The organism is Nocardia sp. CNS-044 (genome assembly GCF_059570515.1).
This window is the reverse complement of record NZ_JCANSX010000005.1, coordinates 196,324-223,088: the sequence shown is the minus strand read 5'-3', so window position 1 is coordinate 223,088 and position 26,765 is coordinate 196,324. Positions and strand designations below refer to the sequence as shown.

General features: G+C 68.3%; 24 protein-coding genes and 1 pseudogene. 13 read left to right on the top strand and 12 right to left on the bottom strand.

Annotation, left to right across the window (positions count from 1 at the left end):
• Nucleotides 1-136: 136 nt before the first annotated feature.
• Together T333_RS02090 and T333_RS02085 are read left to right on the top strand one after the other, a co-directional pair.
• Nucleotides 137-556, top strand: coding sequence for a hypothetical protein (locus T333_RS02090; protein WP_354998429.1), 420 nt, complete (start codon nt 137-139; stop codon nt 554-556).
• Between the two features lie 404 nt (nt 557-960).
• Nucleotides 961-1,755 (top strand): LLM class F420-dependent oxidoreductase, encoded by a 795-nt coding sequence (locus tag T333_RS02085; protein WP_354998430.1) that lies wholly within the window; start codon nt 961-963, stop codon nt 1,753-1,755.
• 18 nt (nt 1,756-1,773) lie between these two features.
• On the opposite strand, the gene T333_RS02080 is transcribed toward T333_RS02085, so the two are convergent.
• Complete coding sequence (locus T333_RS02080) at nt 1,774-3,030, bottom strand: cytochrome P450 family protein (protein ID WP_496423530.1); 1,257 nt, start codon at nt 3,028-3,030, stop codon at nt 1,774-1,776.
• Nucleotides 3,031-3,422: 392 nt separating this feature from the next.
• Between T333_RS02080 and T333_RS02075 the strand changes: the two genes are divergently transcribed.
• From T333_RS02075 to T333_RS02065, 3 genes are all read left to right on the top strand, one after another.
• Nucleotides 3,423-5,216, top strand: a complete 1,794-nt coding sequence (locus T333_RS02075) for an ABC transporter substrate-binding protein/permease (RefSeq protein WP_354998432.1) — start codon at nt 3,423-3,425, stop codon at nt 5,214-5,216.
• 3 nt (nt 5,217-5,219) lie between these two features.
• A complete protein-coding gene (locus tag T333_RS02070; RefSeq protein WP_354998433.1) occupies nt 5,220-5,945 on the top strand; it encodes an amino acid ABC transporter ATP-binding protein in 726 nt (241 codons plus the stop codon).
• A 212-nt stretch (nt 5,946-6,157) separates the two neighbouring features.
• Nucleotides 6,158-6,454 (top strand): hypothetical protein, encoded by a 297-nt coding sequence (locus T333_RS02065; RefSeq protein WP_357252780.1) that lies wholly within the window; start codon nt 6,158-6,160, stop codon nt 6,452-6,454.
• A 61-nt stretch (nt 6,455-6,515) separates the two neighbouring features.
• Here the strand turns inward: T333_RS02065 and T333_RS02060 are convergent, their stop codons facing one another.
• From T333_RS02060 to T333_RS02040, 5 genes and pseudogenes are all read right to left on the bottom strand, one after another.
• The gene (locus T333_RS02060; RefSeq protein ID WP_496424115.1) at nt 6,516-6,764 is read right to left on the bottom strand and encodes a helix-turn-helix domain-containing protein; all 249 of its coding nucleotides are present in this window, start codon (nt 6,762-6,764) and stop codon (nt 6,516-6,518) included.
• A 245-nt stretch (nt 6,765-7,009) separates the two neighbouring features.
• Nucleotides 7,010-8,272 carry a CHAT domain-containing protein gene (locus T333_RS02055; protein WP_496423529.1) on the bottom strand — a complete coding sequence of 421 codons (1,263 nt, stop codon included), beginning with the start codon at nt 8,270-8,272 and terminating at the stop codon, nt 7,010-7,012.
• A 163-nt stretch (nt 8,273-8,435) separates the two neighbouring features.
• A complete protein-coding gene (locus T333_RS02050; RefSeq protein ID WP_496423528.1) occupies nt 8,436-9,947 on the bottom strand; it encodes a tetratricopeptide repeat protein in 1,512 nt (503 codons plus the stop codon).
• Nucleotides 9,947-10,939: a hypothetical protein gene (locus tag T333_RS02045; RefSeq protein ID WP_496423527.1), complete on the bottom strand. Its 993-nt coding sequence runs from the start codon at nt 10,937-10,939 to the stop codon at nt 9,947-9,949. Before T333_RS02045 ends, T333_RS02050 begins: the two co-directional genes overlap by 1 nt.
• Before the next feature lie 770 nt (nt 10,940-11,709).
• Nucleotides 11,710-12,651: pseudogene (locus tag T333_RS02040) on the bottom strand (hypothetical protein); the annotation flags it as partial.
• Between the two features lie 152 nt (nt 12,652-12,803).
• Between T333_RS02040 and T333_RS02035 the strand changes: the two are divergent.
• The 3 genes from T333_RS02035 (at nt 12,804) to T333_RS02025 (ending at nt 16,422) form a co-directional block, all read left to right on the top strand.
• The gene (locus tag T333_RS02035; protein WP_357252801.1) at nt 12,804-13,340 is read left to right on the top strand and encodes a lipoprotein LpqH; all 537 of its coding nucleotides are present in this window, start codon (nt 12,804-12,806) and stop codon (nt 13,338-13,340) included.
• 125 nt (nt 13,341-13,465) lie between these two features.
• The gene (locus tag T333_RS02030; protein ID WP_496423526.1) at nt 13,466-14,269 is read left to right on the top strand and encodes a hypothetical protein; all 804 of its coding nucleotides are present in this window, start codon (nt 13,466-13,468) and stop codon (nt 14,267-14,269) included.
• A gap of 86 nt (nt 14,270-14,355) precedes the next feature.
• On the top strand, nt 14,356-16,422 hold the full coding sequence (locus T333_RS02025; protein ID WP_496423525.1) for a PhoX family protein: 2,067 nt from the start codon (nt 14,356-14,358) through the stop codon (nt 16,420-16,422).
• Between the two features lie 87 nt (nt 16,423-16,509).
• On the opposite strand, the gene T333_RS02020 is transcribed toward T333_RS02025, so the two are convergent.
• The gene (locus T333_RS02020) at nt 16,510-17,235 is read right to left on the bottom strand and encodes a glycoside hydrolase family 25 protein (protein WP_354998442.1); all 726 of its coding nucleotides are present in this window, start codon (nt 17,233-17,235) and stop codon (nt 16,510-16,512) included.
• Between the two features lie 124 nt (nt 17,236-17,359).
• On the opposite strand from T333_RS02020, the gene T333_RS02015 reads away from it, so the two are divergent.
• Together T333_RS02015 and T333_RS02010 are read left to right on the top strand one after the other, a co-directional pair.
• Nucleotides 17,360-17,593, top strand: coding sequence for a hypothetical protein (locus T333_RS02015; protein ID WP_357252808.1), 234 nt, complete (start codon nt 17,360-17,362; stop codon nt 17,591-17,593).
• Nucleotides 17,590-18,015: a hypothetical protein gene (locus tag T333_RS02010; protein WP_357252811.1), complete on the top strand. Its 426-nt coding sequence runs from the start codon at nt 17,590-17,592 to the stop codon at nt 18,013-18,015. The genes T333_RS02015 and T333_RS02010 overlap by 4 nt, the downstream gene beginning before the upstream one ends.
• Before the next feature lie 61 nt (nt 18,016-18,076).
• Here T333_RS02010 and ggh read toward each other — a convergent pair whose 3' ends face one another.
• Nucleotides 18,077-19,414 carry a glucosylglycerate hydrolase gene (gene ggh / locus T333_RS02005; protein WP_496423524.1) on the bottom strand — a complete coding sequence of 446 codons (1,338 nt, stop codon included), beginning with the start codon at nt 19,412-19,414 and terminating at the stop codon, nt 18,077-18,079.
• 206 nt (nt 19,415-19,620) lie between these two features.
• On the opposite strand from ggh, the gene T333_RS02000 reads away from it, so the two are divergent.
• The gene (locus T333_RS02000; protein WP_496423523.1) at nt 19,621-20,322 is read left to right on the top strand and encodes an SDR family oxidoreductase; all 702 of its coding nucleotides are present in this window, start codon (nt 19,621-19,623) and stop codon (nt 20,320-20,322) included.
• Between the two features lie 85 nt (nt 20,323-20,407).
• Here the strand turns inward: T333_RS02000 and leuS are convergent, their stop codons facing one another.
• Complete coding sequence (leuS, locus tag T333_RS01995; protein WP_496423522.1) at nt 20,408-23,254, bottom strand: leucine--tRNA ligase; 2,847 nt, start codon at nt 23,252-23,254, stop codon at nt 20,408-20,410.
• Between the two features lie 114 nt (nt 23,255-23,368).
• Here leuS and T333_RS01990 point away from each other — a divergent pair, with 114 nt between their 5' ends.
• Nucleotides 23,369-23,776, top strand: coding sequence for an SdpI family protein (locus T333_RS01990; RefSeq protein WP_496423521.1), 408 nt, complete (start codon nt 23,369-23,371; stop codon nt 23,774-23,776).
• Nucleotides 23,777-23,848: 72 nt separating this feature from the next.
• Nucleotides 23,849-24,109, top strand: coding sequence for a hypothetical protein (locus tag T333_RS01985; RefSeq protein WP_354998448.1), 261 nt, complete (start codon nt 23,849-23,851; stop codon nt 24,107-24,109).
• A gap of 145 nt (nt 24,110-24,254) precedes the next feature.
• Here the strand turns inward: T333_RS01985 and T333_RS01980 are convergent, their stop codons facing one another.
• From T333_RS01980 to T333_RS01970, 3 genes are read right to left on the bottom strand one after another with little or no spacing between them, the layout of a single operon-like run.
• A complete protein-coding gene (locus T333_RS01980; protein ID WP_496423520.1) occupies nt 24,255-24,641 on the bottom strand; it encodes a cupin domain-containing protein in 387 nt (128 codons plus the stop codon).
• Nucleotides 24,642-24,685: 44 nt separating this feature from the next.
• Nucleotides 24,686-25,720, bottom strand: coding sequence for an aminotransferase class I/II-fold pyridoxal phosphate-dependent enzyme (locus tag T333_RS01975; RefSeq protein ID WP_496423519.1), 1,035 nt, complete (start codon nt 25,718-25,720; stop codon nt 24,686-24,688).
• Complete coding sequence (locus T333_RS01970) at nt 25,717-26,760, bottom strand: 3-oxoacyl-ACP synthase III family protein (RefSeq protein ID WP_496423518.1); 1,044 nt, start codon at nt 26,758-26,760, stop codon at nt 25,717-25,719. Before T333_RS01970 ends, T333_RS01975 begins: the two co-directional genes overlap by 4 nt.
• Nucleotides 26,761-26,765: the final 5 nt, after the last annotated feature.

Here is a 26,765-nt window from a genome sequence, read left to right as displayed (position 1 = left end):
CCGTGCACAGCTCCGAACGGTGCGGAATTCGGGTGCACTTGGAGTATCCGATCCCTTCCGAGGTAACGTTGCGGCTGGGGAGGAAGCATTCCCTCCATTGAGGGTGCTGGCTAGGGGTTAGGAACGTTGGTGTCCCATGGGTAAGATGGTAGACATTGATTTTCAATTCGAACATCCGATTCGAGTATCGGTGCTTCTGGATGCTGTTGCGAAAAGCGGTATGACGCTCGATTCGGGCGGCAGTGTGAATTTTCATCTGACCGACGATTTCGAATGGGAGTCGAGGACCTTCGACGATATCGACACTGTTCTGGAGAATATTTGCCGGCACCACGACCGTGGGGAGACAGTCGGGCTTTCGGCGCATTTCATCGACTCCGAGTTCGGTGGTAGTTTTCTGGTGCCCCCGAAGGCGATGACAGTAACGTTCATACTCGACGCTGATCGGGCCCTTCTCGATTCTGGGCGGATCACCGACTTCAGCTGGTATCTGCGCCGACTCGGGCCACCTTTCCTGGAGATTGGACTGGCCGGTTTGGAATGTCACGATCTTTGAAATGAAGCGACGGAAGCTACCGAGTGCGGGCTACCCGGCCGGACCTCGAACCAGTGTCAATCCGAATTCCGTATTCGGGCGGGCTCGAGGTCCGTCCTGGTTGCCAAGTAATCCTTGTTGCGAGGTAACTGGCCAGGGGGCCTTGTCGAGCAGGCTCGCTAGCCGGATCGTCTTGTGGCACAGAGTGTTTGTGCCCCAGCCGAACTATGACCAGCAGAGCGATCCCGGCATGCGCGACTTGTGGCCGATGTCGACCACCACCTCTCAAGTCGCTTCGAGCAGCGCCTGGGGTTCGCGCCGAACATTGCGACCGGGTGCGGCGGAGCCGGTCGATCTCATGATGATGCGGCCGCACGCCGGTAGCCTCGATCGCGGAGACCAGCGAGCGACGAGGAGGGCCTGAGATGAGTCGACCGGTTCGGATCGGAGTTCAGCTGCAGCCGCAGCACGCGCCCAAGTACGGGTTGATTCGCGACGCCGTGTTGCGGGCCGAGGACGCCGGTGTGGACGTCGTGTTCAACTGGGATCATTTCTATCCGCTCAGCGGCGATCCGGTCGGCGCGCACTTCGAGTGCTGGACGATGCTGGCGGCGTTCGCGGAGCAGACCGAGCGGGTGGAGATCGGCGCGTTGGTCACCGGCGGCGGGTACCGGAATCCGGAACTGCTGGCGGATATGGCGCGGACCGTCGATCACATCAGCGACGGCAGGCTGATCCTCGGCATCGGCGCGGGTTGGTTCCAGAAGGACTACAACGAGTACGGCTACGAATTCGGCACGGCGGGAAGCCGTTTGGATCTGCTGAAGGAGAGCATGGCCCGGCTCACCGCGCGGCTGAAGAAGCTGAACCCGCAGCCGGTCCGCGAGATCCCGATCCTGATCGGCGGCGGTGGCGAGCGGAAGACGTTGCGCCTGGTCGCCGAGTACGCCGACATCTGGCACAGCTTCGCCGACCTCGCGGGACTGAAGCACAAGAACCAGGTGCTCGCGCAGCACGCCGCCGCCATCGGCGCCGACGTGTCCCGTATCGAGCGCTCGGTGCCGTGGCCAGGCGCGGAGCAGGCGCCGAAGTTCGTCGAGGCCGGGGTCGGGCTCTTCACCGTCGGTGTGAGCGGCCCCGGCTACGACCTCGGCGAACTCGAGCAGGCCATCCGCTGGCGCGACGAAGTGAACCCGGAACAGGTCAGCGGACTGGCCTGAGTCCGGGTTCCACCGCGGTCAGTTCGCCGAATACCGAAGCTCACCGGCCGCTGCCCCCTCGACGGGCAGCGACAGGCGGACCGGCAGCGCGGCCAGGCCGCGGATCAGCAGGCTCTTGCGCCAGCTGAGTTCGGCGAAATCGCCGTCGAGCGACATCGCGGGGATCCGGTCGAGCAGCCGGGTGAGCGCGATGGTGGCCTCCATCCTGGCCAGCGCCGCACCGACGCAGTAGTGGATGCCGTGGCCGAAGGCGATGTGCCGGTTGTCGGTGCGGGCGGGCTCGAAGCCGTCCGGGTCCGGATATCGCCGCGGGTCGCGGTTGGCCGCCGCGAGGGAGATCATGACGAACTCGCCCGCGTCGATGTCCCGACCGCCCAACGTGATCGGCGCGGTGGTGAACCTGGCCGTCGCCAGGTGCACCGGACCGTGGCAGCGCAGGATCTCCTCGATGTAGGCCGGGACGCCGGTGGGGTCCGCGCGCAGCCGTTCGGCGGTGGCCGGATCGCGCAGCAGCTCGAGCACCGCGTTGCCGATCAGGTTGACGGTGGTCTCGTGTCCGGCGGCCAGCAGCAGGAACAGCATCGAGATGAGTTCTTGCTGATCGAGCCGATCCCCGTCGTCCTTCGCGACGATCAGCTCGGAGAGCAGGTCTTCGCGGGGGTTGTCGGTGCGCACGGCGATCAGTTCGGTGAGATAGGTGAAGAAGCTGATCCCGGCGCTGGTCCGCTCCTCGACGCTGGCCGACTCGTTCACCACGATCTCCGTCCAAGCGCGGAAGTCGTCCTTGTCGTCGTCCGCCACGCCGAGCAACTCGCAGATCACCATGATCGGTAGCGGGAACGCGTAGTCGTCGAGGAGGTCGGCGGATGCCTTGACGCTCAGCTCGTCGAGCAGCGAGTCCGCGATCGCGGTGATACGGGGGCCGAGGTCACGCACCGCGCGGCTGGCGAACGCCTTCGCCACCAGGCTGCGCAGCCGGGTGTGCTGCGGAGGATCGGCGAAGAGCATGTTCTCGTTGACAGCGCCCGCGAACTTCTCGGCTCCGCCGTTCTTGGCGATGGCCGCCTGGCCTTCCGGCGAGGTGACCCGTTTGCTGAGATTCGGCTCGACGAAGGCCTGTTTGGCGACGTTCTGGTCGACGACCAGCCAGCTCAGCACTCCGTCCAAGCGGACGCGGTGGATGGGACCGCGTTCGCGCAACCTCCGGTAGACGGCATGCGGGTACTGGTAGAAGTCGTCGTCGGTCAGCTCGATGATCTCGTTGGCGGCCGTCACGAGGCGCCCCCGGTCCTCGACGCGGAGCCCGCCGAAGCCGAACGTGAATCCAGGTAGTTCACTAGCCCTGTTTCCTTTCGAGGTCGAACGGTTCTGATTCAGTCCCGACACAGTCTCGAGAAGCGGTAACAGCGGTGATCGCTCGCTGTCCGATCGTGGTGGTGCCGAGGCGAAGTCGGCCGCCTGCTGCATCGGTGGAACGTCGAGCAGTTTCGATCGGTGTGAACAATGAACAAGCCACGGGACCAAGTGCACCGACGAAATGTCCGCGTACCCGGGGCAAATTCCCGAGGGATTCTCGCACAGCCGTGCGTTTCCGCCCCGAGTGACCCTCGTCGCGTCGGCCGCGCTTAACTGTGGGTTTGCGGTGCATCCCCGCTATGGTCTGGAACATGGCTGGTCTGCCCGCTGCACGGCGTCGTGCCCTGATCACCTTGCTACTGCTCGCCGTGGGCCTGACTGTGGCAGGCTGTGGTTCCGGCGACGATTCCGCCGACACCAGGGACCTCTGCGCGCCGCCGGGACTGAGCGCGGCGTCCGCGGCGCCGACGAACCTCGCCTCATCCGCCACCGCGGGGCCGGACCGCTACACCACCGCGAACACGGTCCCGCTGGAATCCATCGACGTGACCGAGCTCGGGCTGATCACGCCCGGCACGCTCAGCGTCGGCACGCTCTCGGACGCGCCGCCGAGCATCTGCGTGAACTCCGCTGGGACCTTCACCGGTTTCGACAACGAGCTGTTGCGCGCGGTAGCCGCGAAACTCGGTCTGCGGGTGCAGTTCTCGGGCACCGAGTTCTCCGGACTGCTCGCGCAAGTCGCGGGCGCGCGCTTCGACGTCGGCTCGTCCAACATCACCACCACCGACGCCCGCCGTGAACTGGTCGGCTTCACCAACGGGTACGACTTCGGCTACTTCGCCCTCGTGGTCGCCGACGGCAGCCCGATCAGGAGCTTCGCGGATCTGGGGCCGGGCACCCGCATCGCCGTCGTGCAGGGCACGGTGCAGGACGACTACGTGGTCAACACCCTGCGCCTGGACCCGGTGAAGTTCCCGGACTACAACACCGCCTACGCCAACCTGAAGACCGGTCAGGTCGACGCCTGGGTCGCGCCCTCGGCGCAGGCCGAAGGCGCGATCAAACCCGGCGACGGCACCTCGGTGGTCCAGAACGCCTTCAGCCTGGACAATTTCGCCGCCTGGGCGGTGAGCAAGAACAACAAACCGCTGACCGACGCGCTCAACAGCGGCTTGGACGCGGTGATCGCGGACGGCACCTACGCCCGCCTCTACAGCGACTGGGTGCCGAGGCAGCTGCCGCCGGGCTGGAAGCCGGGTTCCAAGGCCGCGCCGACGCCGCAGCTGCCCGACTTCGCCGCGCTGGCCGCGGAGAATCGGACGGAAGAGAGCCAGGAGCAGAACGCGCCGAAGTCGACCTTGCAGCAGTTGCGGGAGACGTTCTTCGATTGGTCGTTGTACCGCAAGGCTTTTCCCGACCTGATCAAGACCGGTCTGCCGAATACCCTGATCCTGGCGCTCGTTTCGGGCGCGCTCGGCACCGTGATCGGCATGCTGCTCGCCGTCGCCGGAATCTCCCGAACGCGCTGGTTGCGTTGGCCCGCCCGGGTTTACACCGACATCTTCCGCGGACTTCCCGCCGTCGTGATAATCCTGCTCATCGGCCTGGGCATCGGGCCGGTGGCGCGCAACATCACCGGCAACAATCCGTACTGGCTCGGCGCGGTCGCGCTGGCGCTGCTCGCCTCGGCCTACATCGGCGAGATCTTCCGCTCCGGAATTCAATCCGTTGAGGCTGGGCAGCTGGAGGCGGCGCGCGCCATTGGTTTCGGCTACCGGCAGGCGATGACGCTGGTGGTGATCCCGCAGGGCGTGCGCCGAGTGCTGCCCGCGCTGATGAACCAATTCATCGCGCTCATCAAGGATTCCTCGCTGATCTACTTCCTCGGCCTGCTGGCCAGCCAGCGCGAACTGTTCGCGGTGGGCCGAGATCTCAACGCGCAGACCGGAAATCTCTCGCCGCTCGTCGCCGCGGGTCTGATGTATCTGGTGCTGACCATCCCGCTCACGCACCTCGTCAACTACATCGACCACCGGATGCGCACCGGCAGGCCGGACCAGCCGATCGACGAGCTGGAGCAGGCCACCATCACCGAAGGGCGCTGAACCATGAGTGCATCTCTGACCGGAACCGGCCTGCATCTGACCCTCGGCCGCAACCACGTGCTGCGCGGTATCGATATCCACGTCGACGCGGGCACGACCACCACTGTCATCGGGCCGTCGGGCTCCGGCAAATCGACCCTGCTCCGGGTGCTCAACCGGCTGCACGAGCCCGACCGCGGTGACGTGCTGCTGGACGGGAAGTCGGTGCTGCGGGAGGACCCGGACCGGCTGCGCCAGCGCATCGGCATGGTGTTCCAGCACTTCAACCTGTTCCCGCACAAGACGGTCGCGGACAACATCGCGCTCGGGCCGCGCAAGCTGCGCGGCCTGTCGAAGGACGCGGCGCGGGCGCTGGCGATCGAGCAGCTGGAGATCGTCGGGCTGGCCGACAAGGCCGACACGCGTCCGGGAAACCTCTCCGGCGGCCAGCAGCAGCGGGTCGCGATCGCCCGCGCGCTGGCCATGCGGCCGGAGATCATGTTCTTCGACGAGGCCACCTCGGCACTGGATCCCGAGCTGGTCAAGGGCGTGCTCGGGCTGATGAGCGAGCTGGCGTCGGGCGGCATGTCGATGATCGTGGTGACGCACGAGATGGGGTTCGCGCGCAGCGTCTCGGACAAGGTGGTCTTCATGGACCAGGGGCAGGTGGTGGAGACCGGCGCGCCGGAGGCGCTGTTCGACGCGGCCGAGACGCCGCGGTTGCGGAAGTTTCTGTCGCAGGTGCTGTGAGCAGCCGCCGCTGTTCGCCGCGGGACCGCCGTCCTTCGGCGACGCTCCCCGTGGTGCGGTGCTTCGGCGGAATCTGTGGCCCGATCAGCCGCCCTGCTCGCGCATCGAGCAGTCCCCGCAGCGCACGCTCGGCAACCGCTATTCATGCGTAAGTGTTAATGTGTTCTTGTTCACAGATACACCTGTCCATCACGATGGAAGAAGGCTTTCTGATGACTGCGGCACACTCCGAGCACACCGGCCACGCGCATACCCACTGCGAGGGCTGCGGCCATGTCGCCGTCCCGCACGGCGATCACATCGACTACGTCCACGACGGCCACCTGCACCGCGCCCACGACGGCCACTTCGACGAATGCGAACCCTCCGGTCACACCGAAGCCGCGAACCACGACCACGTGCACGGTGAAGGCTGCGGCCACGTCGCCGTTCCCCACGGCGACCACATCGACTACATCCACGACGGCCACCGCCACGCCCCCCACGACGGGCACTACGACGAACACTGACCCCGGCTTGTCCGCCTTGTGACTGTCCGGTGCAGCGCCGAGGGACGTCATTGGAGGGCGCCTACCCCGCCTCCCGCAACCGCACCTCCAGCCGCAACCCCAACGCCTCCGCATACCGCTCCAGCATCGGGATCGTCGGCATGGTGCCGCCCGCCTCGAACCGTGCCACGGCGGGCTGCTTCAAGCCCGCTCGCTCGGCCAGTTCGGCCTGGGTCATCCCGAGCTCCTCGCGTCGCGCACGAACCGCGGCCCCCAGTTCGAACCGGATTCGCGCCGCTTCGTATGCGGCTCCAGCTCCCGGGCGATCCATGAGTTCGGAACGAAGGTCGGCCCAGCTCTTCCGTTCACCCATCGGAATCAGTCCTCCTCCGCCGTGTGAGCCTCTGCACGCTGCCGTCTCCTGATCGTCGTGGCTCAGCGATCTGAACCATTGGACTACCTCCGGTTCCAGCTCCACCTCTCCCCAATTCATAACACGGACGTTATACGCAAATCAAGGATCTGGTCTGCCGAATCGCGGATCGGTCAAGAGGGCAATCGCTGGGGCGGGTGGGGTCAGGTGTGGAAGGTGGCTATTGCGGACCAGAGGAGAGGGGAGTGGTGGATGGCGCCGGTTTCGCGCCAGGTGGTGAGGCGGGTGCGGTGCCAGGTGGTGAGGGGGAGGAGGGGGGTGGGGTGGTCGTGGGCGGTGTCGATGGCCCGGATCAGGTCTTGTAGCGGGGTGGCGGTGGTGGCGTCCGCGAGGCGTTGGAAGGCCAGGTCGGTGGGGAGTGGCCAGCGGGTGGCGGTGACGAGTTCGGCGCCGCCGTTGATCATGGCGGCGATGAGGCCGAGCGCTTCGGTGAAGCGGAGGTCGCCGCCGCTTTCGCAGGCGATCAGGGCGACCCGGCTCGGAATCGGCCAAAGGTCCGGCCCCGCAACGGGTTCTGGGTCCAGGGTGTGCGTGCCGAGCAGGAGGTCCTTGGCGGAGAGCGGGCGGTGCGCGCGCAGCGGTTCGGCGAAACCGGTGGTGTCTGCGGTGCAGGCCAGGTGTAGTTCGGCGTTCTCGCTCTGACCGGATTCCGGGGCCGCGGCCGTGACGTGACCGACGTAGATCAGCCGCGAAGCCCCCGCGCGGAGCGTTTCGGAGAGCCACGCGCGATCCAAGTCGGTGCGTCGGAAGACTTCCACGGGATCTGCCACCACAGGCCGGAGACGTTGCCCCGCAATGTGTTCGGCGACGCGCTCGGCCAGCGGGCCGGTGCCGTCCATCCGCCCGAGGACCGAACCGAGGGCGGAGTCGGCGCGAAAACCCGGCACTCGCGGATCGAGGACCGCCACCACGGGCAGCTCATGGTCGGTGGCCCAAGAGCGCGCGCGACGATCCGGCGCGTGCACGACACCGGCGGGCGCGAGCAGGCTGACGTCGGCGAAATCGACGAGCCGCAAGGCGGGGTCGGGCGCGATGATCTCCCACGGCACCTGCGCCACCCGCGGCGAGGGTTGCAGACGGATGTGCGGACGGACTCCGCGCGTGTACAGCTCGTGCAACTGCTCCGCGAGGCCGTACGGCAGCAGCGCCCGAGAAAGCGACTGTGCGAGTGCGTATTCCGCATCGGGCGAGGCGAAGGCTCCGGCCGTGAGGGCGTGCTCGAGCCCGCCGGGCACGGTGGGGTTCGGCAGCGCGTCGGTCAGCGCCCGGACGGCCTCCGTGATCGGATCACCCGGCAGCATCGCGGCGCCGCGCGGCGCGGAATCGTCCTCCCACCGCCAGGACATGTAGACGTCACCGGCATCGGCCATCCGTACTACGACCGTCGGTTGGTCGGATGTCGTCATGGTCGAGCCCCATGGCCCTCGCGCCGTGCTGACCCAGGCCACCGACCAGTCGCGCCGCGAGTCCACCGCACCCGCGCGCGGAAGTCCGACCATGCGCCGCGACCCGCCGCCGATCCGGCCTGCGTGGTCGCTGCCATCGACCGGGCCTCGTCTCTCGGTTCACTCATACCGCCAGCACCCGTCCCTCCCGTACCGCGCGCCCATAACGCCCCTCGGCGGCGGCGATGTACTCGGCGAGCGCGATGTGCCCGTCGGGCGCGACTGCCAACCGTGGCGGTGGCGCTACTCGCAAACCCGCCGCGGCGGCGACCTTGGCCAACGCCGATCCGAGTTGGAGCGCGGAATCACCCACCGACGGGGAAGTCTCGATCGGCGACAGCGGTTCGAGCGGAAGCTGGGGACGGGGTTGGTGGTCCGTCGCCTCGAGATCCAAGGTGGTTCCAGCGCATTGCGTTTCGATGAGATCCGCGATGAGCGGTCCGTCGCCGCAGAGGTAGGCGAATCGGAACGCCAAACGCATCGCCGGGTCGGCGATCTCGCGATTCCACTGGGCGCGCTGGTTGCCGTTCGGCAGCGTGTATCGCACGGCGTCGATGGCGATCGCCGCGGGCACCGCGACATCGCGCGCCAGCGCCAGCAGCTCGGGCGTCGGCGAGTCCACGCTGTCGATGAGCGCCTCCAGCAGCACGGCGTGCCAGAAATCGACCTGCGCGCAGTGCAATCCGAGGCCGCGCGAGGCGTACGCGTCGAACGCGGCGGCGAGCAACTGCTGCCCCTCGTCGACACGGAACCCTTTGAACGCCACCGTCGCGAGGCGGGTCTGCACCGCGGCGACGTCCAGCGCCGCGCCGGACGCCTCGAAGCAGGCCAGGCTGCGCCGGTACAGCGCCTCGGCCTGTTCGTCGTCGCGTTTTTCGGCGACGAATCCCATGATCCTGAGCCCGACTCCGGCGCGATACTCGAGTCCGGCCTGTTCGAAGTACTCCTGGCTCGCCCGCAGCGGCTCCGCCGCCGCCTCGAACCGGTCGACCCTGGTGTACAGCGTCGCGAGATTCTGCTGGGTTTCCGCCACCGCGTTGCGGTCGCCCGCCGCCTCGAACGCGGCCAGCGCTTGTTCGGCGAAGTCGATGCCGAGTTCCCTGCGTCCGGTCTCGAAGTACGCGCCCGCCAGGTTCATCAGCGGATGACCGGCGAGGTGCGGCGCGAAAAGCTTTGCGACGTCGAGTGTTTCAGTGGCGAGTTCGATGACGCGCACCCATTGGGCCCGGTGGAACGCGACCGCCGTCAGCGAGAGCAGGCACGGCACGCGCAGCGCGCCGAATTCGGGATTGTCCGCGAGCAGCGCCCTGGCCTGCTCGAGCGCCGCTTGCGCGTCGTCGAGTTCGCCGAGGTGCTGGAGCGCTTGCGAGTAGTTGACGAGTGTAGACGCGCGCTTCTCGACGGCGTCCTCGGGAATCTCCGCCAGCGCCGACCGGAATCGGACCACCGCGCCCGCGTGGTCGCCGAGCTCGTCGCACATGCTCGCCGCGTTCACCAGCGCGCTGACCCGCACGCCGTCGGAGGTGGTGCTTACCGCGTGCTCGAAGATGCGCAGCGCCTCCGCGACCTCACCACGCTGATAGGCGGCGGCGCCCTCGTAGAGCAGTTCCAGGCCTGGCGGCGCTTCGTCACTCATCAGAAGTCCGAATCCCTTGCGGCGGCGCTGATCTCCGCGAGCAGCGCGTCTTCGTCGCCAGCCCCGGCACGGCCGAGCCGAGCGATCGCGAAATCGCGAATACGTTGCCGCTCTTCGCGTTCAGCAGCGCCCAGCTCCGCAGGGCCCACGCCGGGAACGTAGACCCGCACCGCGGCGACTTCGTCCGACGAAACCGACGCCGCACCCTGCCAGGTGTCGCCGAACAGCTCGAGTTCCGTGTCGACCACACCTGCCGCGGTGTCGAGTGACGCACGTGGTCGCAAATGCGCGGGCGCGGTGATCAGTTGGGGAGCGGCCACCGCTCGAACCCGCACGAGCGTCGCGCCCTCGGCCCTGGTCAACTCCCAGGACACCGCGCGTTCGGAGGCATCGACCAAGCCGGGCGGGCAACGCCGCCAATCCCACCCGCTGCTGCCTCGCCCGAAGACCAGCTCGCCGTGCCGTGCACCCGGCCCGGCGGCCAGCGCGTAATCCTCCGCCCGGCCGAGTGCGGCGGAGACTGCGGTCACCGGCTCGAAGTGCGCGTCTACGCCGTCCACCAGCGACTCGCATTCTTCGGTGAGCGTAGCGATCTCGGTATCGAGCAAGCCCTGATCGAGTGCTGGAATTCCGTCGATGGTGGACGCGGGCCACCATCGGGCCGCCCAGTGCGCGTAGGCCAGCTGCCTGGCCCGGGTCACCAGGGCGGGTAGCGCGGGCTCGGCCGGGAGTTCGCCGGTTCGCTTGTCGGCGACGGTCAGTGCGACGCGTTCGCCGTAAACGGCCCACAACCATTCCTGCGCGACGTCGGGCTCGTGCAGCACGGCAGCCGGTACCCGTTCGTCGGCAAGCAGACTCCAGCTGAGATGGCCGCCGAGCACCTCCAATACCAGGGTGTCCAGCGCGGGCGCGTCATCCAAAACCGTTGGCGCGCCACGGGGAGCGACGATCCAGATTCCATTCGACTGTTCGCGCACGAGCACCGCGTTCATCAGCTCGCCCTCGATTCCGTCGAACCGAACTCACCCGCGGCCGCATTCGCGCTCAGCGCGTTCTTCACCTTGGTGCGGTGATCGAGGATGACCGAGCGGGCCACGCCATCCAGCAGATCCCACAGCTCATCGGGTTCTTCCACCGGAGCCGCGCGAACATCGCGTCCGTGCAACCGAACCCAGAGCCGTCGCAGGTAGGGCCGCCACGGTGTGCGGAGTTCCGCGGCGATCTGCGCTAGCGGACCGCTCGCTTCCCCGGCCTCGTGCACCGTCAGCCGCCGCGCTTGCAGCACATAGGCTTCCCGCCGCCATCGGTTGTTGATCGCCTGATGCGCCGCAGTTTCGCGGGCTACCCGACCCGGTGCTACGACCTGCCAGGCACCGCGCGCGGTGTCCGCTGCGCCGCTGGCGTCCTGCCGCGCGCTGTCTGCCGCGCTACCCCGATCCGCCTCAGCGACGCTCCGCGCACCGCCGAGATCCGGCCGTGTTACGTCGTTCGCGCCACTGTGTTCCGCCCGCGTTGTGTCCCTTGCGCCACCTCGATCCGGCCGCGTGGAGTATGCCGCGCCACTGTGATCCGGCCGGGAGGCGTCTGCTGCGCTGCCGCGTTCCACTGGCGGGGCGCCCGCCGCATGGTCGCGATCGGGCCGCATGATGTGCGCTGCGCCGCCGCGACCCGACCGTTCGGCCATCGCCACGCCGCCCCGGTCCTCCGCCCGTGCCGCGTCGGCCAAATGGCGCACCCGCCCGACGCTCTCGCCCGACACCACACCGAACGGCGAAAGCCCCACGGCCAGAGCGGCTCCGGTAGCAGCAGCCACCCGCAGCGTCTCGTCCAGTAGCGCCCACGGGGCACAACTGCGGGCGATCTCGTCGGTGACCAGCTCCGGAATCGGCGGTAGCTCAGCGCGTTCGCTCGATGCCTGCAACACCGTGAAGACCCGTTCGTAGATCGTGCGGTCGAACGGCAGCCCCAGATCCGCCTTGGATGCCGACGCGCCGAGCGCGGGCGGGTGCGGCAGCAGGTGTGCGGTGAGCCCGAGTTCGTTCGCGCTGCCGCCGGATGCCCTGTGCCAGAGGTCGATACCGGAATGGGTGCCCGCGTGCGCCGCGACGAGGCGGTTCAGTTCTGGCTGACCGTCACCGGTCACCCGACTGTTCGCGCACGTGTCGAGCAGCTCCTCGAACGCCGCGGTGTGGTCACCGCCGACCGCCCCCACCGGACGCCGCCGCCAGGCGATCTCGATCAACCCGCCCAACTCCCGAGCCGTCTCCGCGTCGGTGAGATGGTCCTTGAGCGCCTGCGTGGTTCGGCCCGCCGCGAATTCGTGGATATCGCGTAGCGCGGCCTCCGCGGACTGCCGGTCTCGCACCGGATCCGGGTGCCCCGCGGTCGTCGCGAACTCGAAACAGCGCTGGAAGTAGAGATCCTGGGGATTGCCCTCGGTGATGCGCAGCGCGCGGCGGACCTGTTTGAGCAGCGTGAACCAGGCGGCGGTGGCGCGCAGCACGTCGGCGGCGGCGTATATCCGGGTGGCGAGCAGCGTCGCGCCGTCCGCGGTCAGGATCGCGCCCGCGCAACTCGGATGCTGCACGGGCCGGATGACCAGCGGGTCGAGCACGAGTTTGACGGTACGGCGCAGCGGTCCACCCTGTGGGCCGCTGAGTGCTTCGACACCGTCGAGCTTGCGCCACACCTCGTCGAGCACCATGGCGCGCGGTCGTCGCATTCGACCAGGTTAACGGACCTGTGGTCGGTTCGGGCCGCCGAAACCTGGGATCGGTAGGCGGCGCGCGATTCCTACCTTTCTCACAACGGCCTACACGGGGCCGGACCAACCGAGACAGACAGGAAAAGAACACCATGAACGCCAAGAACTTCCGCATCGGCACCGCCGCCCTCGCCGCCCTCGCGCTCACCGGTTTCCTCACCGCCTGCGGTGACGACTCCGCGAAGAGCTCGCCCGCGACCTCGCAGCAGACCACCGCCGCCGCACCCGCGGGGCCGGCCTCCGGCAAGTCCGCGGCGCTGGTCGACGGCAAGGCGCTGAACGGCACGTTCGACACCACCTGCGCCAAGCAGGGCGACACCCTGGCCCTCGCGCTGACCGACAACAACAACGCCACCTACGGCCAGCTGTCGGTCAGCGCCACCATCACCGGCGACACCGTGCAGGCCGTCGGCATCGCGGGCAGCCAGGGCGGCTCCTCGGGTCTGCCCTACGCGGTCGGTTACGGCAACGGCCAACCGGGCGGTTCGGCGAAGCTCGTGAAGGACGGCAACACCTTCAAGGTGACCGGCGAGGGCGTCGGCGCTCCCGATCTGACCAACCCGCTCGCGGGCCCTTCGACCTCGACCTTCGACATCACCTTCGCCTGCTCGACGATCGTCGGCGCCTGACGGTCCGACTGCTCGGCTCCCCGTCGTCCCGCGAGCCCGGCGCCACCGAGGGGTGCGCCAGGACGGGACGACGGGGTGGCCCGGAACTCGGAACGTCCGACCGGCCAAAATCCAAGGAGCACACCATGGCAACCAAACTGCGCGCCGCCGCGATCGTCTTCGGCCTCGCCGCGATCGGCCTCTACCTCTGGCAGGGCCTCACCTACGAACCGAGCAGCCCGTGGGAGCCCGGCTTCACGGCCTGGCTCAACGGCTTCATCGCCCTGCCGATCGTCGCGTTCACCCTTGTGGTGATGGTCTTCGCCTTCACGGGTGAGGGCATCATGTCCGCCTTCACCGGCCTCAACACCACGGAATTTCGCGGCGGGCTGCTCGGCATCGGCACCGTGAAGTCGTTCCGGCAGACCGGGTTGACCGTCAACGACCAGCCGCAGATCCGCATCGAATTCAGCGTCGAGGGCGTGGACGGCAAGGTCTTCGACTCCGCCGCGAAGATGATCGTGCCGCTCACCGAACTGGCCCTGCTGCGCCCCGGCGTCGTGCTGCCAGTGCGCTACCTGCCGGACCGCACCGACAAGGTCGAGGTCGACCTCTCCGGCGACAGCGTCGAGGCGCAGCGGGTGATGAACGAATCCATGATTCGCAAGGGCTTCACCACCAAGGCCAAGCTGGACATCGCGGCGCGCGGCATCGCGGCGCAGGCGGTGGTGCAGTCGCTGTCGGTGCCCGGCGAGATTCGGGACGGCTACTCCAAGGTGGTGATCGGGCTCGCCATCACCAGGCCCGACGGCAGCACCTTCCGCACCAGCGCCGAGAAGTTCCTGCCACCGGCCAGCGTGGGTAACGTGCAGGTGGGCAGGATCGTGCAGGTGCACTACCTGCCGGAGAACGAGCAGGAGGTGGTCATCGCGGTTCCGGTGAACGCCTGAGACTTGGTCGGCTGTTCACCTGGGTGTTTCCTGGGAATAGCCTGCGACGTTTACCGTGCGGCCGACAGCCCAGAGCAGGAGTGATCGTGACCTTGAAACCACTCGCCCTCTTCGTGCAGCACGACGGCCGCTCCGCGCGCGCCGCCGTGACCTGCGAGTACAAATGCGCCAACGCGTGCTTCCACGAGACGCCCAACACCTCGGGCGGCGAGTACTTCGGCGACATCGTCAGCTCACTGAACCGGCGTGGGCTGATCAAGGGCGGCGCGGCCGCGGTTCTCGCGGTCGGCGCCGCCTCCGCGCTCGCGGCCTGCGGCGACGACGAGGCCGCAGGTTCCACCGGAACCACCCCGGCGGGCCCGCCCGGCACCGGAACCAACTTCACCGCGGTCGCGCCCAACAAGGAAGACGCCGTCGTCGTACCGGAGGGCTACGAGCAGTCGGTCGTGATCCGTTGGGGCGACCCGATTTTCGCCGACGCTCCCGCCTTCGACTTCGACCGGCAGACCGCCGCCGCGCAGGCCGAGCAGTTCGGCTACAACAACGACTTCGCGGCCCTGCTGCCCATCGAGGGCCAGGCCAACAGCTACCTGCTCGTGGTCAACCACGAGTACACCACCGCGCCGCACATGTTCCGCGGCTACGACAAAGCGAACCCTTCACCCGAGCAGCTCGCCATCACCATGGCTGCGCACGGCCTGACCGTCGTCGAGGTCAAGGGCGAGTCCGGCACCGGCAAGCTGACGCCCGTCTTCGGCAAGTACAACCGCCGCATCACCGCCACCACCGAGTTCACCCTCACCGGCCCCGCCGCGGGCAGCGAGTTCGTGAAGACCTCCGCTGACCCGACGGGCACCAAGGTGCTCGGCACCTTCGCCAACTGCGCGGGCGGCGTAACACCGTGGGGCACCGTGCTTTCCGGCGAGGAGAACTTCCACGGCTACTTCGCCAACGGCGACAAGCCCGCGGGCGGTGACGCCGCTGTCGCGCGCGCCAAGCGCTACGGTTTCGCCGCGGGCGCGACGGCCAACCTCTGGGAGCGGGCCGACAAGCGCTTCGACTTGGCCCAGGAACCCAACGAGGCCAACCGATTCGGCTACGTCGTCGAGATCGACCCGTGGGACCCGAACTCGACGCCGGTCAAGCACTCGGCCATGGGCAGGCTCAAGCACGAGGGCGCGAACATCTACGTCACCAAGGGCGGCGACGTCGTCTCCTACACCGGCGACGACGAACGGTTCGACTACATGTACAAATTCGTGTCGTCCCGCAAGGTGCAGTCCGGCACCGGCGCGGCGAGCAGGCGGCACAACATGACCATCCTCGACGCGGGCACGCTGTACGTCGCCAAGCTCACCGGTGACCACGCGGACAAGATCGACGGCACCGGAGCCAAGCCGTCGGACAAGGGCTTCACCGGTAAGGGACAGTGGATTCCGCTGCTGGAGACGAATGCCGAGGGCAAGGGCAAGTCGCTGGTCGACGGCATGACCGCCGAAGAGGTCGCGGTGTTCACCCGGCTCGCGGCCGACAAGGTCGGCGCCACGAAGATGGACCGTCCGGAGGACTTCGAGGCCAACCCCTACACCGGCAAGGTGTACGTCGCGCTGACCAACAACGACAACCGCGGCAAGGAGGGCAAGGCGGGCGCCGACGAGGCGAATCCGCGCAACCTCAACAAGAACGGCCAGGTCCTGGAGATCGACGACGATCACACCGGCACCGAGTTCACCTGGTCGCTGCTGCTGGTCTGCGGCGACCCGAACGCGGCGGAGACCTACTACGCCGGGTTCGACAAGACCAAGGTGAGCCCGATCTCCTGCCCGGACAACCTGGCCTTCGACCCGTACGGCAACCTGTGGATCTCCACCGACGGCAATGCGTTGAAGTCCAACGACGGCCTCTTCTCGGTGGTGCTGGACGGCGCGAATCGCGGTGAGACCAAACAGTTCTTGACCGTGCCGCGCGGCGCGGAGACTTGCGGTCCGATCGTCACCGAGTCGCGGGTGATCGTGTGCGTGCAGCACCCGGGCGAGTCCGACGACGCCACCCCCGAGAACCCGTTCTCGCACTGGCCCGACGGGGGTTCCGCGCAGCCGCGGCCGTCCGTCGCGGTGGTGTGGAAGAAGGACGGCGGCCGGATCGGCGTGTAATCCGCTCTGTCGCAGAACTTTCGGTACTGCGACAGCCGGAGACTGTTCGCCCCCAGCCGGATCGGACGGCTGGGGGCGTTCTCTCGTCTAGCCACCCATATTGGCGAATCGGGCGAAATCCCCTTGGGCGCCGCTGTATACGTTCAGATCGGTGCGGCCCGCGATACCGGGGATGCTGCCGCTGTCGGTGGTCTGCCAGAACGTCCAGGTCGGCCAGCCGCCGGGGACCTCGGGTTGTGGGTTGTCGCGGTAGTCGGCGATCCACAGCGGATAGCGGGTGAACTCGCTGGTATTCGCCATCGCGGTCTTCCAGAAGTTCGGATAGGTGTAGATGATCGGCACCCGGCCGGTCAGCACCTGCACCGTGTTCAGATAGCGGTGCGTCCAGTTGATCAGCGCCGCGGGGGAAAGACCGCCGGAGTGCTCGAGATCGAGCACCGGCGGCAGGTCCAGCGGACCGTTCTGCCCGAGCACCGTCGCCGCGTAGAGCACGGCCTGCGGTTCCGGCGGCAGCTGCGGTCGCGCGTAGTGGTACGTGCCGCGCGCGATGCCCGCTGCCCGCATCAAAAGACTGTCCGGCACGAAATACGGATTGATGTAGCTCAGGCCCTCGGTCGCCTTGACCATGGCGAAGTCGTGGCCGGACCGTTTGACCGCGAACCAGTCGATCAACCGGCCGTCGATGTGCTGCCAGGACGAGACGTCCGGCCCGACCGGCGCGGCCGCCGTCTGCCCGGTCGCCGAAAGGATGCTGCCCACCACGATCGTGGACAACGCAAGACTGCGGGTCGTTCTCCAACGAGTGCTGTCCATGCCCTTCGACCTTAGGCGGCCGCCTCGTCTTCGTTCACCCGCCGCGCCGTGGTCCAATCGCAGGCGGGAATACCTCGAGTATGGGGGGTATACTCAAAGTATGAACGGGCCTACCACGGTAAAGGTGTCCAGCGAGACACGGGATCGTCTAGCTGCTCTCGCCGCGAAGGGCGAGACGATGGAGGAGGCGATCCTGAAGCTGATCGACTCCTACGAACACGTCAAGACGCGGCAACGGCTCGCGTGGGAAGCGCGTCTGGCTCGGGCGGAAGCCAATCCGGTCGCGGTGGCATGGGCGGAGCAGACCGTGGCGGACCTGGTCGAACGCGCCGAGCAGCGACAGGCGGGCCGCCGGTGACGGGATACGTGTTCGACGACACCGTTCTCGACGCGTACGGCCATGGCAGCGACAACGTCGCTCGCTTGATCGCGGGCCTCGATGGTCGGCAGATCAGAATGGCGGTCCCGGCGATCACGCTCGCGGTGGCGCAGGCGGCGCTCTCGGACGAGCAGTGCGACGACATCGACGGCGTCATAGACAGCCTCGAGCACGTGCAGCTCGACCCTCTCGTGCACACCGATCAAATCACCGAGTTGTCCCGTGTGATCGGAGTCTGCGGCAGTCCACCCGATTCCGCTGCCGCGCACGCGATCTACGTGTCGAAGCGTCTCGACTGGCCGATCGTGACCGTCGACCGTAAGCGATGGGCGGTGCTCGAGGAAGGCTTGCCGTGGCCGCTCGAGCTGGTCGAACTCGCTGAGCCAGAGCAGGCGAACTAGATGGAGGCCGAGGCTGTCCGTCGTAGCCGGCCGGGGCAGACAGCGCGCGCCGCCGGTGTCCTCAGCCGAGCCAGTCCAGGACCGAGGCGGCGGTCCACGACTGCTGCATGCTGCCGAGCGGTTCGCCGGTGAAGGGTTCGTAGTACTCCGCGAAGCTGCCGTCGCTGGCCTGCCGCAGCCCCTCGGCGCGCAGCATGAAGGCGCGTTCGGCCCAGCCGCGGCGGGCGAAGACCCAGGAGAACAGCCAGCTCATCACCGGCCACACCGGGCCGCGCCAGTATTCGCGCGGCCGGAAGTCCTTGGAGACCGGGGAGGTCGAGGGCGGCAGCGCGTAGCGCAGGTCCGGGTGGCCGCAGTAGCGCGGGCCTTCGAACAGGCGAAGCAGGCTGCGTTCGGTGTCGCGCGGCAGGCCGCCGCACAGCAGCGGAGCGAAGACCGCCAAGGTGTCGGTATCGATCCAGCGCTGGAGGCGCACGTCGAAGTCGCGGGCCGCGCCGGTCCGCGCGTAGGCGGTGGCGACGACGCCCGCGCGAAAGCGCTCGGCCCACGCGTAGAGGTCGCGCACGTCGGCATGCGGCTGTCTGTATTCTTCGCCGATGTTGGCGAGCACCTCGCAGGCCAGGGCGAAGACCGCGGTGACGAACACGTCCTGCACGGCGAAGCTCATGGTCGAGGCCAGTTGGTAGTCGTCGTATCCGGCCCGCCGCATCTGCTCGACCAGCCAGAGGTACCTGTCGTACTCGCGGTCGGTGGGACGCTGTGTCGGATCGGAGACGACGAGCACGTCCTCGCGGCGGTAGGCGGGCAGGTCGCCGGGGACGACCTGCTCGTAGGCGCGGTCCCAGCGCGGCGAGTTGTCCATGCCGGATTCCCAGCCGTGGTACAGCGTGATCCGGCCGTTCTCCTTTGGATCCCTGGCGTGCGCGAGCCAGCGATGCCAACGCACCAGATCCGGCCAGCGGCGGTTGAGGAATTCCTCGGCGACGGCCCTGGTGCTCCGGCCGTGGCGGCGGGAGTGATCGAGGATGCGCTGCACGGCGATGGCGTGCACCGGCGGCTGGGTGATGCCGGAGGTGTCCGGTCCGTCGGGCGCGTTGGCGGCTAGCTTGCGGCACTCCCAGCGGGCCGGGCCGGGGAAGTAGCCGTCCACGCCGTTGGCGAACACGATGTGCGGGATCATCCCGTTCTTCCACTGCGCCGAGAGCAGCGTGTCCAGCTCGACGACGGCGCGCTCCACGCTGAGCGGTGCGAGTCCGACCGCGACGAACGCCGCGTCCCAGCTCCACATGTGCGGATACAGGCGCGGCGCGGCGCTGGTCATGGTACCCAGGTCGTTGCCCCGCAGCAGGTAGGCGGCGCGCGCCGCGAGCTGAGTTGGGGTGAAACCCGGATGTGCCATCCCCCTATTCTGCGATCCGACGCGCAGATATGCCCGATCAGCGGCGGTGGGTTGCGTCGCAGCGCGGCGCACCGGGTGTTCGGCGGATCTCACTCTCGCATGCCCCGTCTGTGGAGATTGTTACCGACGTATGCGTGCATCGCTACGAATCGGCGCAGTGCTACGGATTCGAGGTCGGTTTCGGCGCGCCGACTACGGTGGGGCGCATGAACACCGCCGTCACCAGCACACCGAAGCCGACCGCGTTGATCACCGGAGCCAGCCGCGGGCTCGGTGCGGCCATCGCCCGCGAACTCGCGCCGGGACACGAGCTGCTGCTCGGCGCGCGCTCGAAAGACGCCTTGCGCGACATCCTCACCGAGCTGCCGGAGGCGATGCCGTGGCCGGTGGAGCTCACCGATTACGAGGCCGTCGCCGCGGCGGTCGGCGCGGTCGAACGGCTGGACGTGCTCGTGCACAACGCCGGGATCGCCGATCTCGGCACCATCGCGGAGTCTTCGGTGGAGCAGTGGCGAAACACCTTGGAGGCCAACCTCATCGCCGTCGCCGAACTGACCAGGTTGCTGCTTCCCGCGTTGCGCGCGTCGAACGGCCATGTGGTGCTGATCAATTCGGGCGCCGGGTTGCGGGCCAACGCAGGCTGGGCCTCCTACGCGGCGAGCAAGTTCGGGTTGCGCGCCTTCGCCGACGCGCTGCGGCTGGAGGAACCCGCCCTGCGCGTGACCTCCATCCATCCCGGCCGCATCGACACCGACATGCAGCGGGAGATCACCGCGAACGAGGGCCGCGAGTACCGGCCGGAGGAGTTCCTGACCCCCGAGACGGTCGCGGCGGCGGTGCGGCACGCCGTCGAGACACCGCGCGACGCGCACCCGACCGAAATCGTGCTGCGACCCATCGCCCGCTGAATCCGACACGGTTCCAGTGGGCGGGGTCCGACCGAAGGTGACATTCGGCCGGTCCGCCCGGCTCGGGTCACCTTCGGTCGGGAGATCAGGCGACGATGTTGATGAGGCGGCCGGGCACCACGATCAGCTTGCGCGGCGCGGCGCCGTTCAGCAGGGCGGCGATCTTCTCGTCGGCGAGCGCGGCCGCCTCGATGGCGGCGTTGTCGGCGTCGGCGGGGACCTGAATCCGGCTGCGCACCTTGCCGTTCACCTGGATCGGGTACTCGACCGTGTCCTCGACCAGCAGCGCGGGATCCGCGACCGGGAACGGCCCGTGCGCCAGGGAAACGCTGTGGCCCAACCGTTCCCACAGCTCCTCGGCGATGTGCGGGGAGAGCGGGGCCAGCATCAGCACCAGCGGCTCCACCACCGAGCGCGGTGCGCCGTCCGGGTAGTTCTTGGTCAGGTGGTTGGTCAGCTCGATGAGCTTCGCGCCCGCCGTGTTGTCGCGCAGCGCGGCGAGATCCTCGTCGACGCCCGCGATCGTCTTGTGCGTCAGGCGCAGCGTCTCCTCCGACGGCGCGTCCTCGGTGACGCGCAGCGCGCCCGTCTCCTCGTCGACCACCAGACGCCAGACCCGCTGCAGGAACCGGTGCGCGCCGACGACGTCCTTGGTCGCCCACGGCCGCGAGGTGTCCAGGGGACCCATCGACATCTCGTAGAAGCGGAAGGTGTCGGCGCCGTACAGATCGCACATCTCGTCCGGAGAGATGGCGTTCTTCAACGACTTTCCGATCTTGCCGTACTCCTGGAACACCTCGATCTCGACGCCGGTCGCGTCCGTCCAGAAGAACTTGCCGTCGCGCTCGACGATCTCGGCGGCGGGCACGTACGCGCCGCGCTCGTCGGTGTAGGCGTGCGCCTGGATGTAGCCCTGGTTGAACAGCCGCCGGTACGGCTCGCTGCTGCTCACGTCGCCCAGGTCGAAGAGCACCTTCTGCCAGAAGCGCGCGTACAGCAGGTGCAGCACCGCGTGCTCCACGCCGCCGACATACAGATCGACGCCGCCCGGATCGCTCGGGCCGTGCTCCGCGGTGCGCGGACCCAGCCAGTACTGCTCGTTCTCCTTGGCGCAGAACGCCTCCGGGTTGGTCGGGTCGGCGTAGCGCAGCTGGTACCAGGAGCTGCCCGCCCAGTTCGGCATGACGTTGGTGTCGCGCCGGTACTTCTTCGGCCCGTCGCCCAGATCCAGCTCGACGTGCACCCAGTCGGTGGCCTTGGCCAGCGGCGGGGAGGGCTCGGAGCTCGCGTCGTCCGGATCGAAGGTCACCGGAGCGAAGTCGTCCAGCTCCGGAAGCCGCACGGGCAGCATGGATTCCGGCAGCGCGTGCGGTGCGCCCTGCTCGTCGTAGACGATCGGGAACGGCTCGCCCCAGTAGCGCTGGCGGGCGAACAGCCAGTCGCGCAGCTTGTACTGGATGGTGCCGGTGCCGTGCCCGTCGGCCTCCAGCCTGCCGATGACGGTCGCCTTGGCCTCCTCGACCGAAAGACCGTTCAGGTAATCGGAGTTCACCAGCTCGCCCTCGCCCGAATGGGCGCCGTTGGCGACGTCGCCGCCGGAGATGACCTCCACGATCGGCAGGCCGAAGGCGGTGGCGAATTCGTGGTCGCGGTGATCGTGGCCGGGTACCGCCATGATCGCACCGGTGCCGTAGCCGATCAGCACGTAGTCGGCGATGAAGATCGGGATCCGTTGTCCGTTCACCGGATTGGTGGCGTACGCGCCCAGGAAGACGCCGGTCTTCTCCTTGTTCTCCTGGCGCTCCAGATCCGACTTGGCGGCGATGGCCTTGCGGTAGGCGGCGACGGCGTCGGCGGGAGTCGCCGCGCCCTCGTTGGTCCAGCGCGGGTCGGTGTTCTCCGGCCACCGCGCCGCCGTCAGCCGGTCGACCAGCTCGTGTTCGGGGGCCAGCACCATGTAGGTCGCGCCGAACAGGGTGTCGGGGCGGGTGGTGAACACCTCGATCTGGCCCGCGTCCGAATCGAACTTCACCTGCGCGCCGCGCGAACGACCGATCCAGTTGCGCTGCATGGCCTTCACGTTCTCCGGCCAGTCGAGCAGATCCAGGTCGTCGACCAGCCGGTCCGAATAGGCGGTGATGCGCATCATCCACTGCCACAGGCGCTTACGGAAGACCGGGAAGTTGCCGCGCTCGCTGCGGCCCTCGGCCGTGACCTCCTCGTTGGACAGCACGGTGCCCAGACCGGGACACCAGTTGACCATCGAATCGGTCTGGTACACCAGGCGATACGAGTCGATCACCGCGGCGCGCTCGGCGGCGGTCATGGTGGCCCAGTCCTTGCCGTCGGGCGCGGGACGCGCGCCGGAGGCGAACTGTTCCTCCAGGTCCGCGATGGGGCGCGCGCGGCCGGTCTCCAGGTCGTACCAGGCGTTGTAGATGCGCAGGAAGATCCACTGTGTCCAGCGGTAGTACTCGGGATCGGTGGTCGCGAACGAGCGACGCCGGTCGTGACCGAGACCCAGCCGGTCCAGCTGGCGCTGCATGGTGGCGATGTTGGACTCGGTGGTGTCGCGCGGGTGCGCGCCGGTCTGCACCGCGTACTGCTCGGCGGGCAGGCCGAAGGCGTCGTAGCCCAGCGCGTGCAGCACGTTGCGTCCGTGCATGCGGTGGTAGCGCGCGAACACGTCGGTCGCGATGTAGCCCAGCGGGTGGCCTACGTGCAGGCCCGCGCCCGACGGGTACGGGAACATGTCCTGGACGAACAGCTTGTCCGCGGGAGTGTCCCCGGCGAGCGGGCCGGTCGGGTTCGGCGCGTGGAAGGTGCCACGCTCCACCCAGTTCTGCTGCCACCGGCGCTCGATGCGGCCCGCGAGGTCAGCGTTGTACCGGTGCTGGGGTACATCGCTATCGGTTGCACGACTGTCCTGCACGGTCCTGCCTTCTTGTTCTCGCCGATCCTGGACAAACTTCGTATTACAGGGTAGAACGTGCGGTCCGAGGGACCGAAAATCGGGCGGCGCGAGTCCGTGCGCTAGCCTGCATAGGTGTTCGTAGTCGCTCTCGTCCTGTTCGTGTTGGCCGCCGTAGCCATCGCGACCGGCGTGCTCGGACTGATCGGCAAGCTCCCGCCCAACCGCTTCGTCGGTGTGCACACCGAAGCCGCGCTGACCTCCGAAGAGACCTTCCGCATCGCGAACCGCGTCGCCGCCCCGACCTCGGTCGCCGCGGGCGCGCTGCTGTTCGCCGGTGGTCTGGTCGCCTTCGCCGCGGGCGGTGTCGTGGCTCTCGTCGTGGGCGGCGCCACGGCCGTCATCGCCCTGTTCACCCTGGGTGCGGGCGCGAACGCCGCGGGCGAGGCGATCGCCGCTCTCGTGCCAGCGAAAGACATCGGCGGCTGCGGCCAGTCCTGCGGCGCGTGCTCCCTGCGCGACGCCTGCCAGCCCGCGAACTGATCCACTCCTCGAGCCCCTCCCTGCGCGTACCCTGAGCTTCATCAGCGGGCGATTCGCCTTCGGAGGGGTTTTATGTTCTTCGTCCTGGCGACGATCGTCGCCGTCCTCGGCTTCGCCATCCTCGACTTCTACGGTCTCGCGGTGGCGGGCGTCATCTTCGCGATCGCCGCGGTGTTCGCGGTGATCGGTGTCGTCCAGATCAAGCGCAACGCGGCTCGGCCGAGGGGGCGGTGGTGGGCGGGTGACAGCGGCGGCTCGGACGACGGCGGCGGCTGCGGGGGCGGTGGTGGCTGCGGTGGAGGCGGCTGTGGTGGCGGAGGCGGAGGCGATTGATCGCTGCCTGCCGCATCGCGATGCGGTTGTCGCGGACAAGAGCGGGGCGGTTGCGGCGGCGGTAGCTGACATCTGCGCCCCAGCAGGGTTCGGCCCGAGACGCCGGTGGGCGAGTAGCTGCCCATTTCTCTCCCGTCGATTCGGGTCAGTCGATGCCCGGGGGTGGTGGGATGCTGCGGGAGAGTGGGCTGTCCTTGGGGTTGAGGTAGAGGACGAGGAGGGTGACCGGAGCAGGGCCGAGGTTGCGGGCGACGTGGGGGTGTTGGGGGCCGCTCGGTTCGCGGAACACTCGGCCGCGGGGGTAGGTGACGGGGGCGCCGTCGGGGCCGGGGTGGTCGAGGGTGCCGCGGGCGACCAGGACGAAGAGGGTGCCGTCGTGGTAGTGCCAGCCACTGGTGCCGCCGGGAGCGATCACTGTCTGGCGCAGGAGGATGTCGCGGCCTGCGATGGTGAAGCGCGCGAGTACTCGGCTCGCGGTGCCCGACGCGGGCGCGGCGTTGGGCGCCAGAGCGGGCAGACGTGGGATTCGCACCCACCCATCGAACCATCCGTTCGGGAGGCGTTCCGGACCGTTGGTCAACGCAATCCCGCGACGGCCGCCAACACCGCCCGTCCCGCCTCCCGATCGCCGACGGCGATGCGTGCACTCCCGTCCGGGTAGACCTTCGCCGCGATACCTGCCCGCCGCAACGCCGTCGCCACCCCCGGCCCGGGGAGGTAGAGGAAGTTGGCGTGGCTGCGGGGGACGGTGTGGCCGCAGGCGAGCAGTGCGTTGCGCAACGCCTCGCGTTCGGCGGTGATGAGCCGGATCCGGGCCTCGAGTTCCGGTTCGGCGGCGTAGGACGCGGACACGGCGGCGACGGCGGAGGCGGAGACGCCGAAGGGAAGTTGCAGTCGTCGCACGCGTTCGACGAGTTCGCGCCGACCGTACGCGTATCCGATGCGTAGCCCCGCGAGTCCATAGGCCTTCGAGAACGTCCGCAGCACAAGGAGATTCGGATACTTCCGCAGCAGTGCGAGCGTGTCCGTCCGCTCGGCGGGCCCGAGGAACTCGGCGTACGCCTCGTCCAGCACGACCGTCACCCGGTGCGGCACGGCGCTCAGGAAGGATTTCAGTTCACCGATGGGCACGACGGTGCCGGTGGGGTTGTGCGGACGGCACACCACGACCAGCGCCGTCCGCTTGTCGATCGCCCGCCGCATCGCGGGAAGATCTTGATTGCCCGAGGCGTCCAACGGCACCGGAACCATATTCATCCCGAGCATCCCCGCGATGATCGGATACCCGTCGAAGGTCGGCGTGCCCGTGACGATCTCCGCGCCCTCGCCGGTGACGGCCTGGATGATCTGCATGGCGACTCCGGTCGCCCCGGACCCGACGACCACCTGGTCGCCGCGCACGCCGACGTGCCGCGCGATGATCTCGGGTAGCAGCCGAGGCAGAAACTCGGGATACCGATTCGCCTGCGCGAGAGCGAGATTCACCGCACGAAGCACGGAAGGCAGCGGCGGGAAGGGATTCTCGCTCAGCGAGAGGTCGAACCGCACCGGCCGCGATCGCCGACGGTGGTGTCGCGAGGATCGGGTGTCCTCGGCGGACCCGATGTTCATCCCGCCGCGCCCCAGCGCACCGCCGCGGCGGCCGCGAAATCGCCCGCGTGCGCGAACGCGGACATCAGCACCACCGACCCGTTGCGCAGCCGCCCGGCCTGATTCTCCACGTCCAAGGTGACGGGAATTCCCGCGGCGAACAGGTTTCCGCACCGGTCGAAGGTGTCGGGGTGCCGTTCCGCTGGCAGCTCGAGCGCGTCGTGCCAGTTGCGCAGGAACAGCCGGTTCGGTTGGTTGGTGACGAACGTGTCGATGTCGCGCCCCTTCACACCGATCCGATCGCACACCGCGAGCGCCACTTCCGGCACCAGCCGGTTGCCGCGCGCGAACACCTTGGTCACCTTGGATTCGGTGAAGCTCACACAGGCCTGGCCGGGACCGGGTTCCCAGTACTTGCGCTCGCCGTTGGTGGTGAAATCCATGTCCCCGGCGAATTCCGGGTAGGTGCGGCATTCGATGTCGAGGATCGGCGCGCTGTCGTCCTTGACCAGCAGCCCGACACCGCAGCCGTCGCCGGGCACCGGCGCCTGCGCGAGTGTGCGAATCTCGGTCTGGGTGAACACCGGTCCCGCGCAGTTCTGGGCGACCGCGATGAGCGCGGTGCGAGCGTCGGTGGTCTGCAGGATCATTCGGGCCAGCGCCATCATGTGCACGAAGGCCGCGCAGCCGCCGTTGTGGATGTCGTAGACGACGCGCGGGCGAATACCGAGCCGCCTGGCGACCTCGGGCCCGCTGCCGAGCACCGGGTTGTCCGGCAACTGTGTGTGCGTGATCAGCACGTCGACGCTCGAAAGCTCCTGTGCCCCACGGCGTTGCCGCAGCGGCTCGACCGCGCGCTCGATCATGTCGACAGCGGTCTCGTCCCGTGCCACGTGGTGCCGACCGCGCGGGGCACGGAACATCACGTTCTTCGCCATCCGGTCCGAGCGCGCGAACTGGGTGAAGTACTCGGTATCGACGGGCGCACCCGGCAGGTAGGAGGACACGTCGACAAGGCTGACGGTCGGCAGCGACGAAGCGTCCGGATCGGTCGCGTACATGGCCG

Excerpts from the sequence above, each read along its gene's own strand:
- T333_RS02090 (WP_354998429.1), top strand. The coding sequence starts at position 137 with ATGGGTAAGATGGTAGACATTGATTTTCAATTCGAACATCCGATTCGA.
- T333_RS02085 (WP_354998430.1), top strand. The coding sequence starts at position 961 with ATGAGTCGACCGGTTCGGATCGGAGTTCAGCTGCAGCCGCAGCACGCG.
- T333_RS02075 (WP_354998432.1), top strand. The coding sequence starts at position 3,423 with ATGGCTGGTCTGCCCGCTGCACGGCGTCGTGCCCTGATCACCTTGCTA.
- T333_RS02070 (WP_354998433.1), top strand. The coding sequence starts at position 5,220 with ATGAGTGCATCTCTGACCGGAACCGGCCTGCATCTGACCCTCGGCCGC.
- T333_RS02065 (WP_357252780.1), top strand. The coding sequence starts at position 6,158 with ATGACTGCGGCACACTCCGAGCACACCGGCCACGCGCATACCCACTGC.
- T333_RS02060 (WP_496424115.1), bottom strand. The coding sequence starts at position 6,764 with ATGGATCGCCCGGGAGCTGGAGCCGCATACGAAGCGGCGCGAATCCGG.
- T333_RS02055 (WP_496423529.1), bottom strand. The coding sequence starts at position 8,272 with ATGACGACATCCGACCAACCGACGGTCGTAGTACGGATGGCCGATGCC.
- T333_RS02050 (WP_496423528.1), bottom strand. The coding sequence starts at position 9,947 with ATGAGTGACGAAGCGCCGCCAGGCCTGGAACTGCTCTACGAGGGCGCC.
- T333_RS02045 (WP_496423527.1), bottom strand. The coding sequence starts at position 10,939 with ATGAACGCGGTGCTCGTGCGCGAACAGTCGAATGGAATCTGGATCGTC.
- T333_RS02035 (WP_357252801.1), top strand. The coding sequence starts at position 12,804 with ATGAACGCCAAGAACTTCCGCATCGGCACCGCCGCCCTCGCCGCCCTC.
- T333_RS02030 (WP_496423526.1), top strand. The coding sequence starts at position 13,466 with ATGGCAACCAAACTGCGCGCCGCCGCGATCGTCTTCGGCCTCGCCGCG.
- T333_RS02020 (WP_354998442.1), bottom strand. The coding sequence starts at position 17,235 with ATGGACAGCACTCGTTGGAGAACGACCCGCAGTCTTGCGTTGTCCACG.
- ggh (WP_496423524.1), bottom strand. The coding sequence starts at position 19,414 with ATGGCACATCCGGGTTTCACCCCAACTCAGCTCGCGGCGCGCGCCGCC.
- T333_RS02000 (WP_496423523.1), top strand. The coding sequence starts at position 19,621 with ATGAACACCGCCGTCACCAGCACACCGAAGCCGACCGCGTTGATCACC.
- T333_RS01985 (WP_354998448.1), top strand. The coding sequence starts at position 23,849 with ATGTTCTTCGTCCTGGCGACGATCGTCGCCGTCCTCGGCTTCGCCATC.
- T333_RS01975 (WP_496423519.1), bottom strand. The coding sequence starts at position 25,720 with ATGAACATCGGGTCCGCCGAGGACACCCGATCCTCGCGACACCACCGT.
- T333_RS01970 (WP_496423518.1), bottom strand. The coding sequence starts at position 26,760 with ATGTACGCGACCGATCCGGACGCTTCGTCGCTGCCGACCGTCAGCCTT.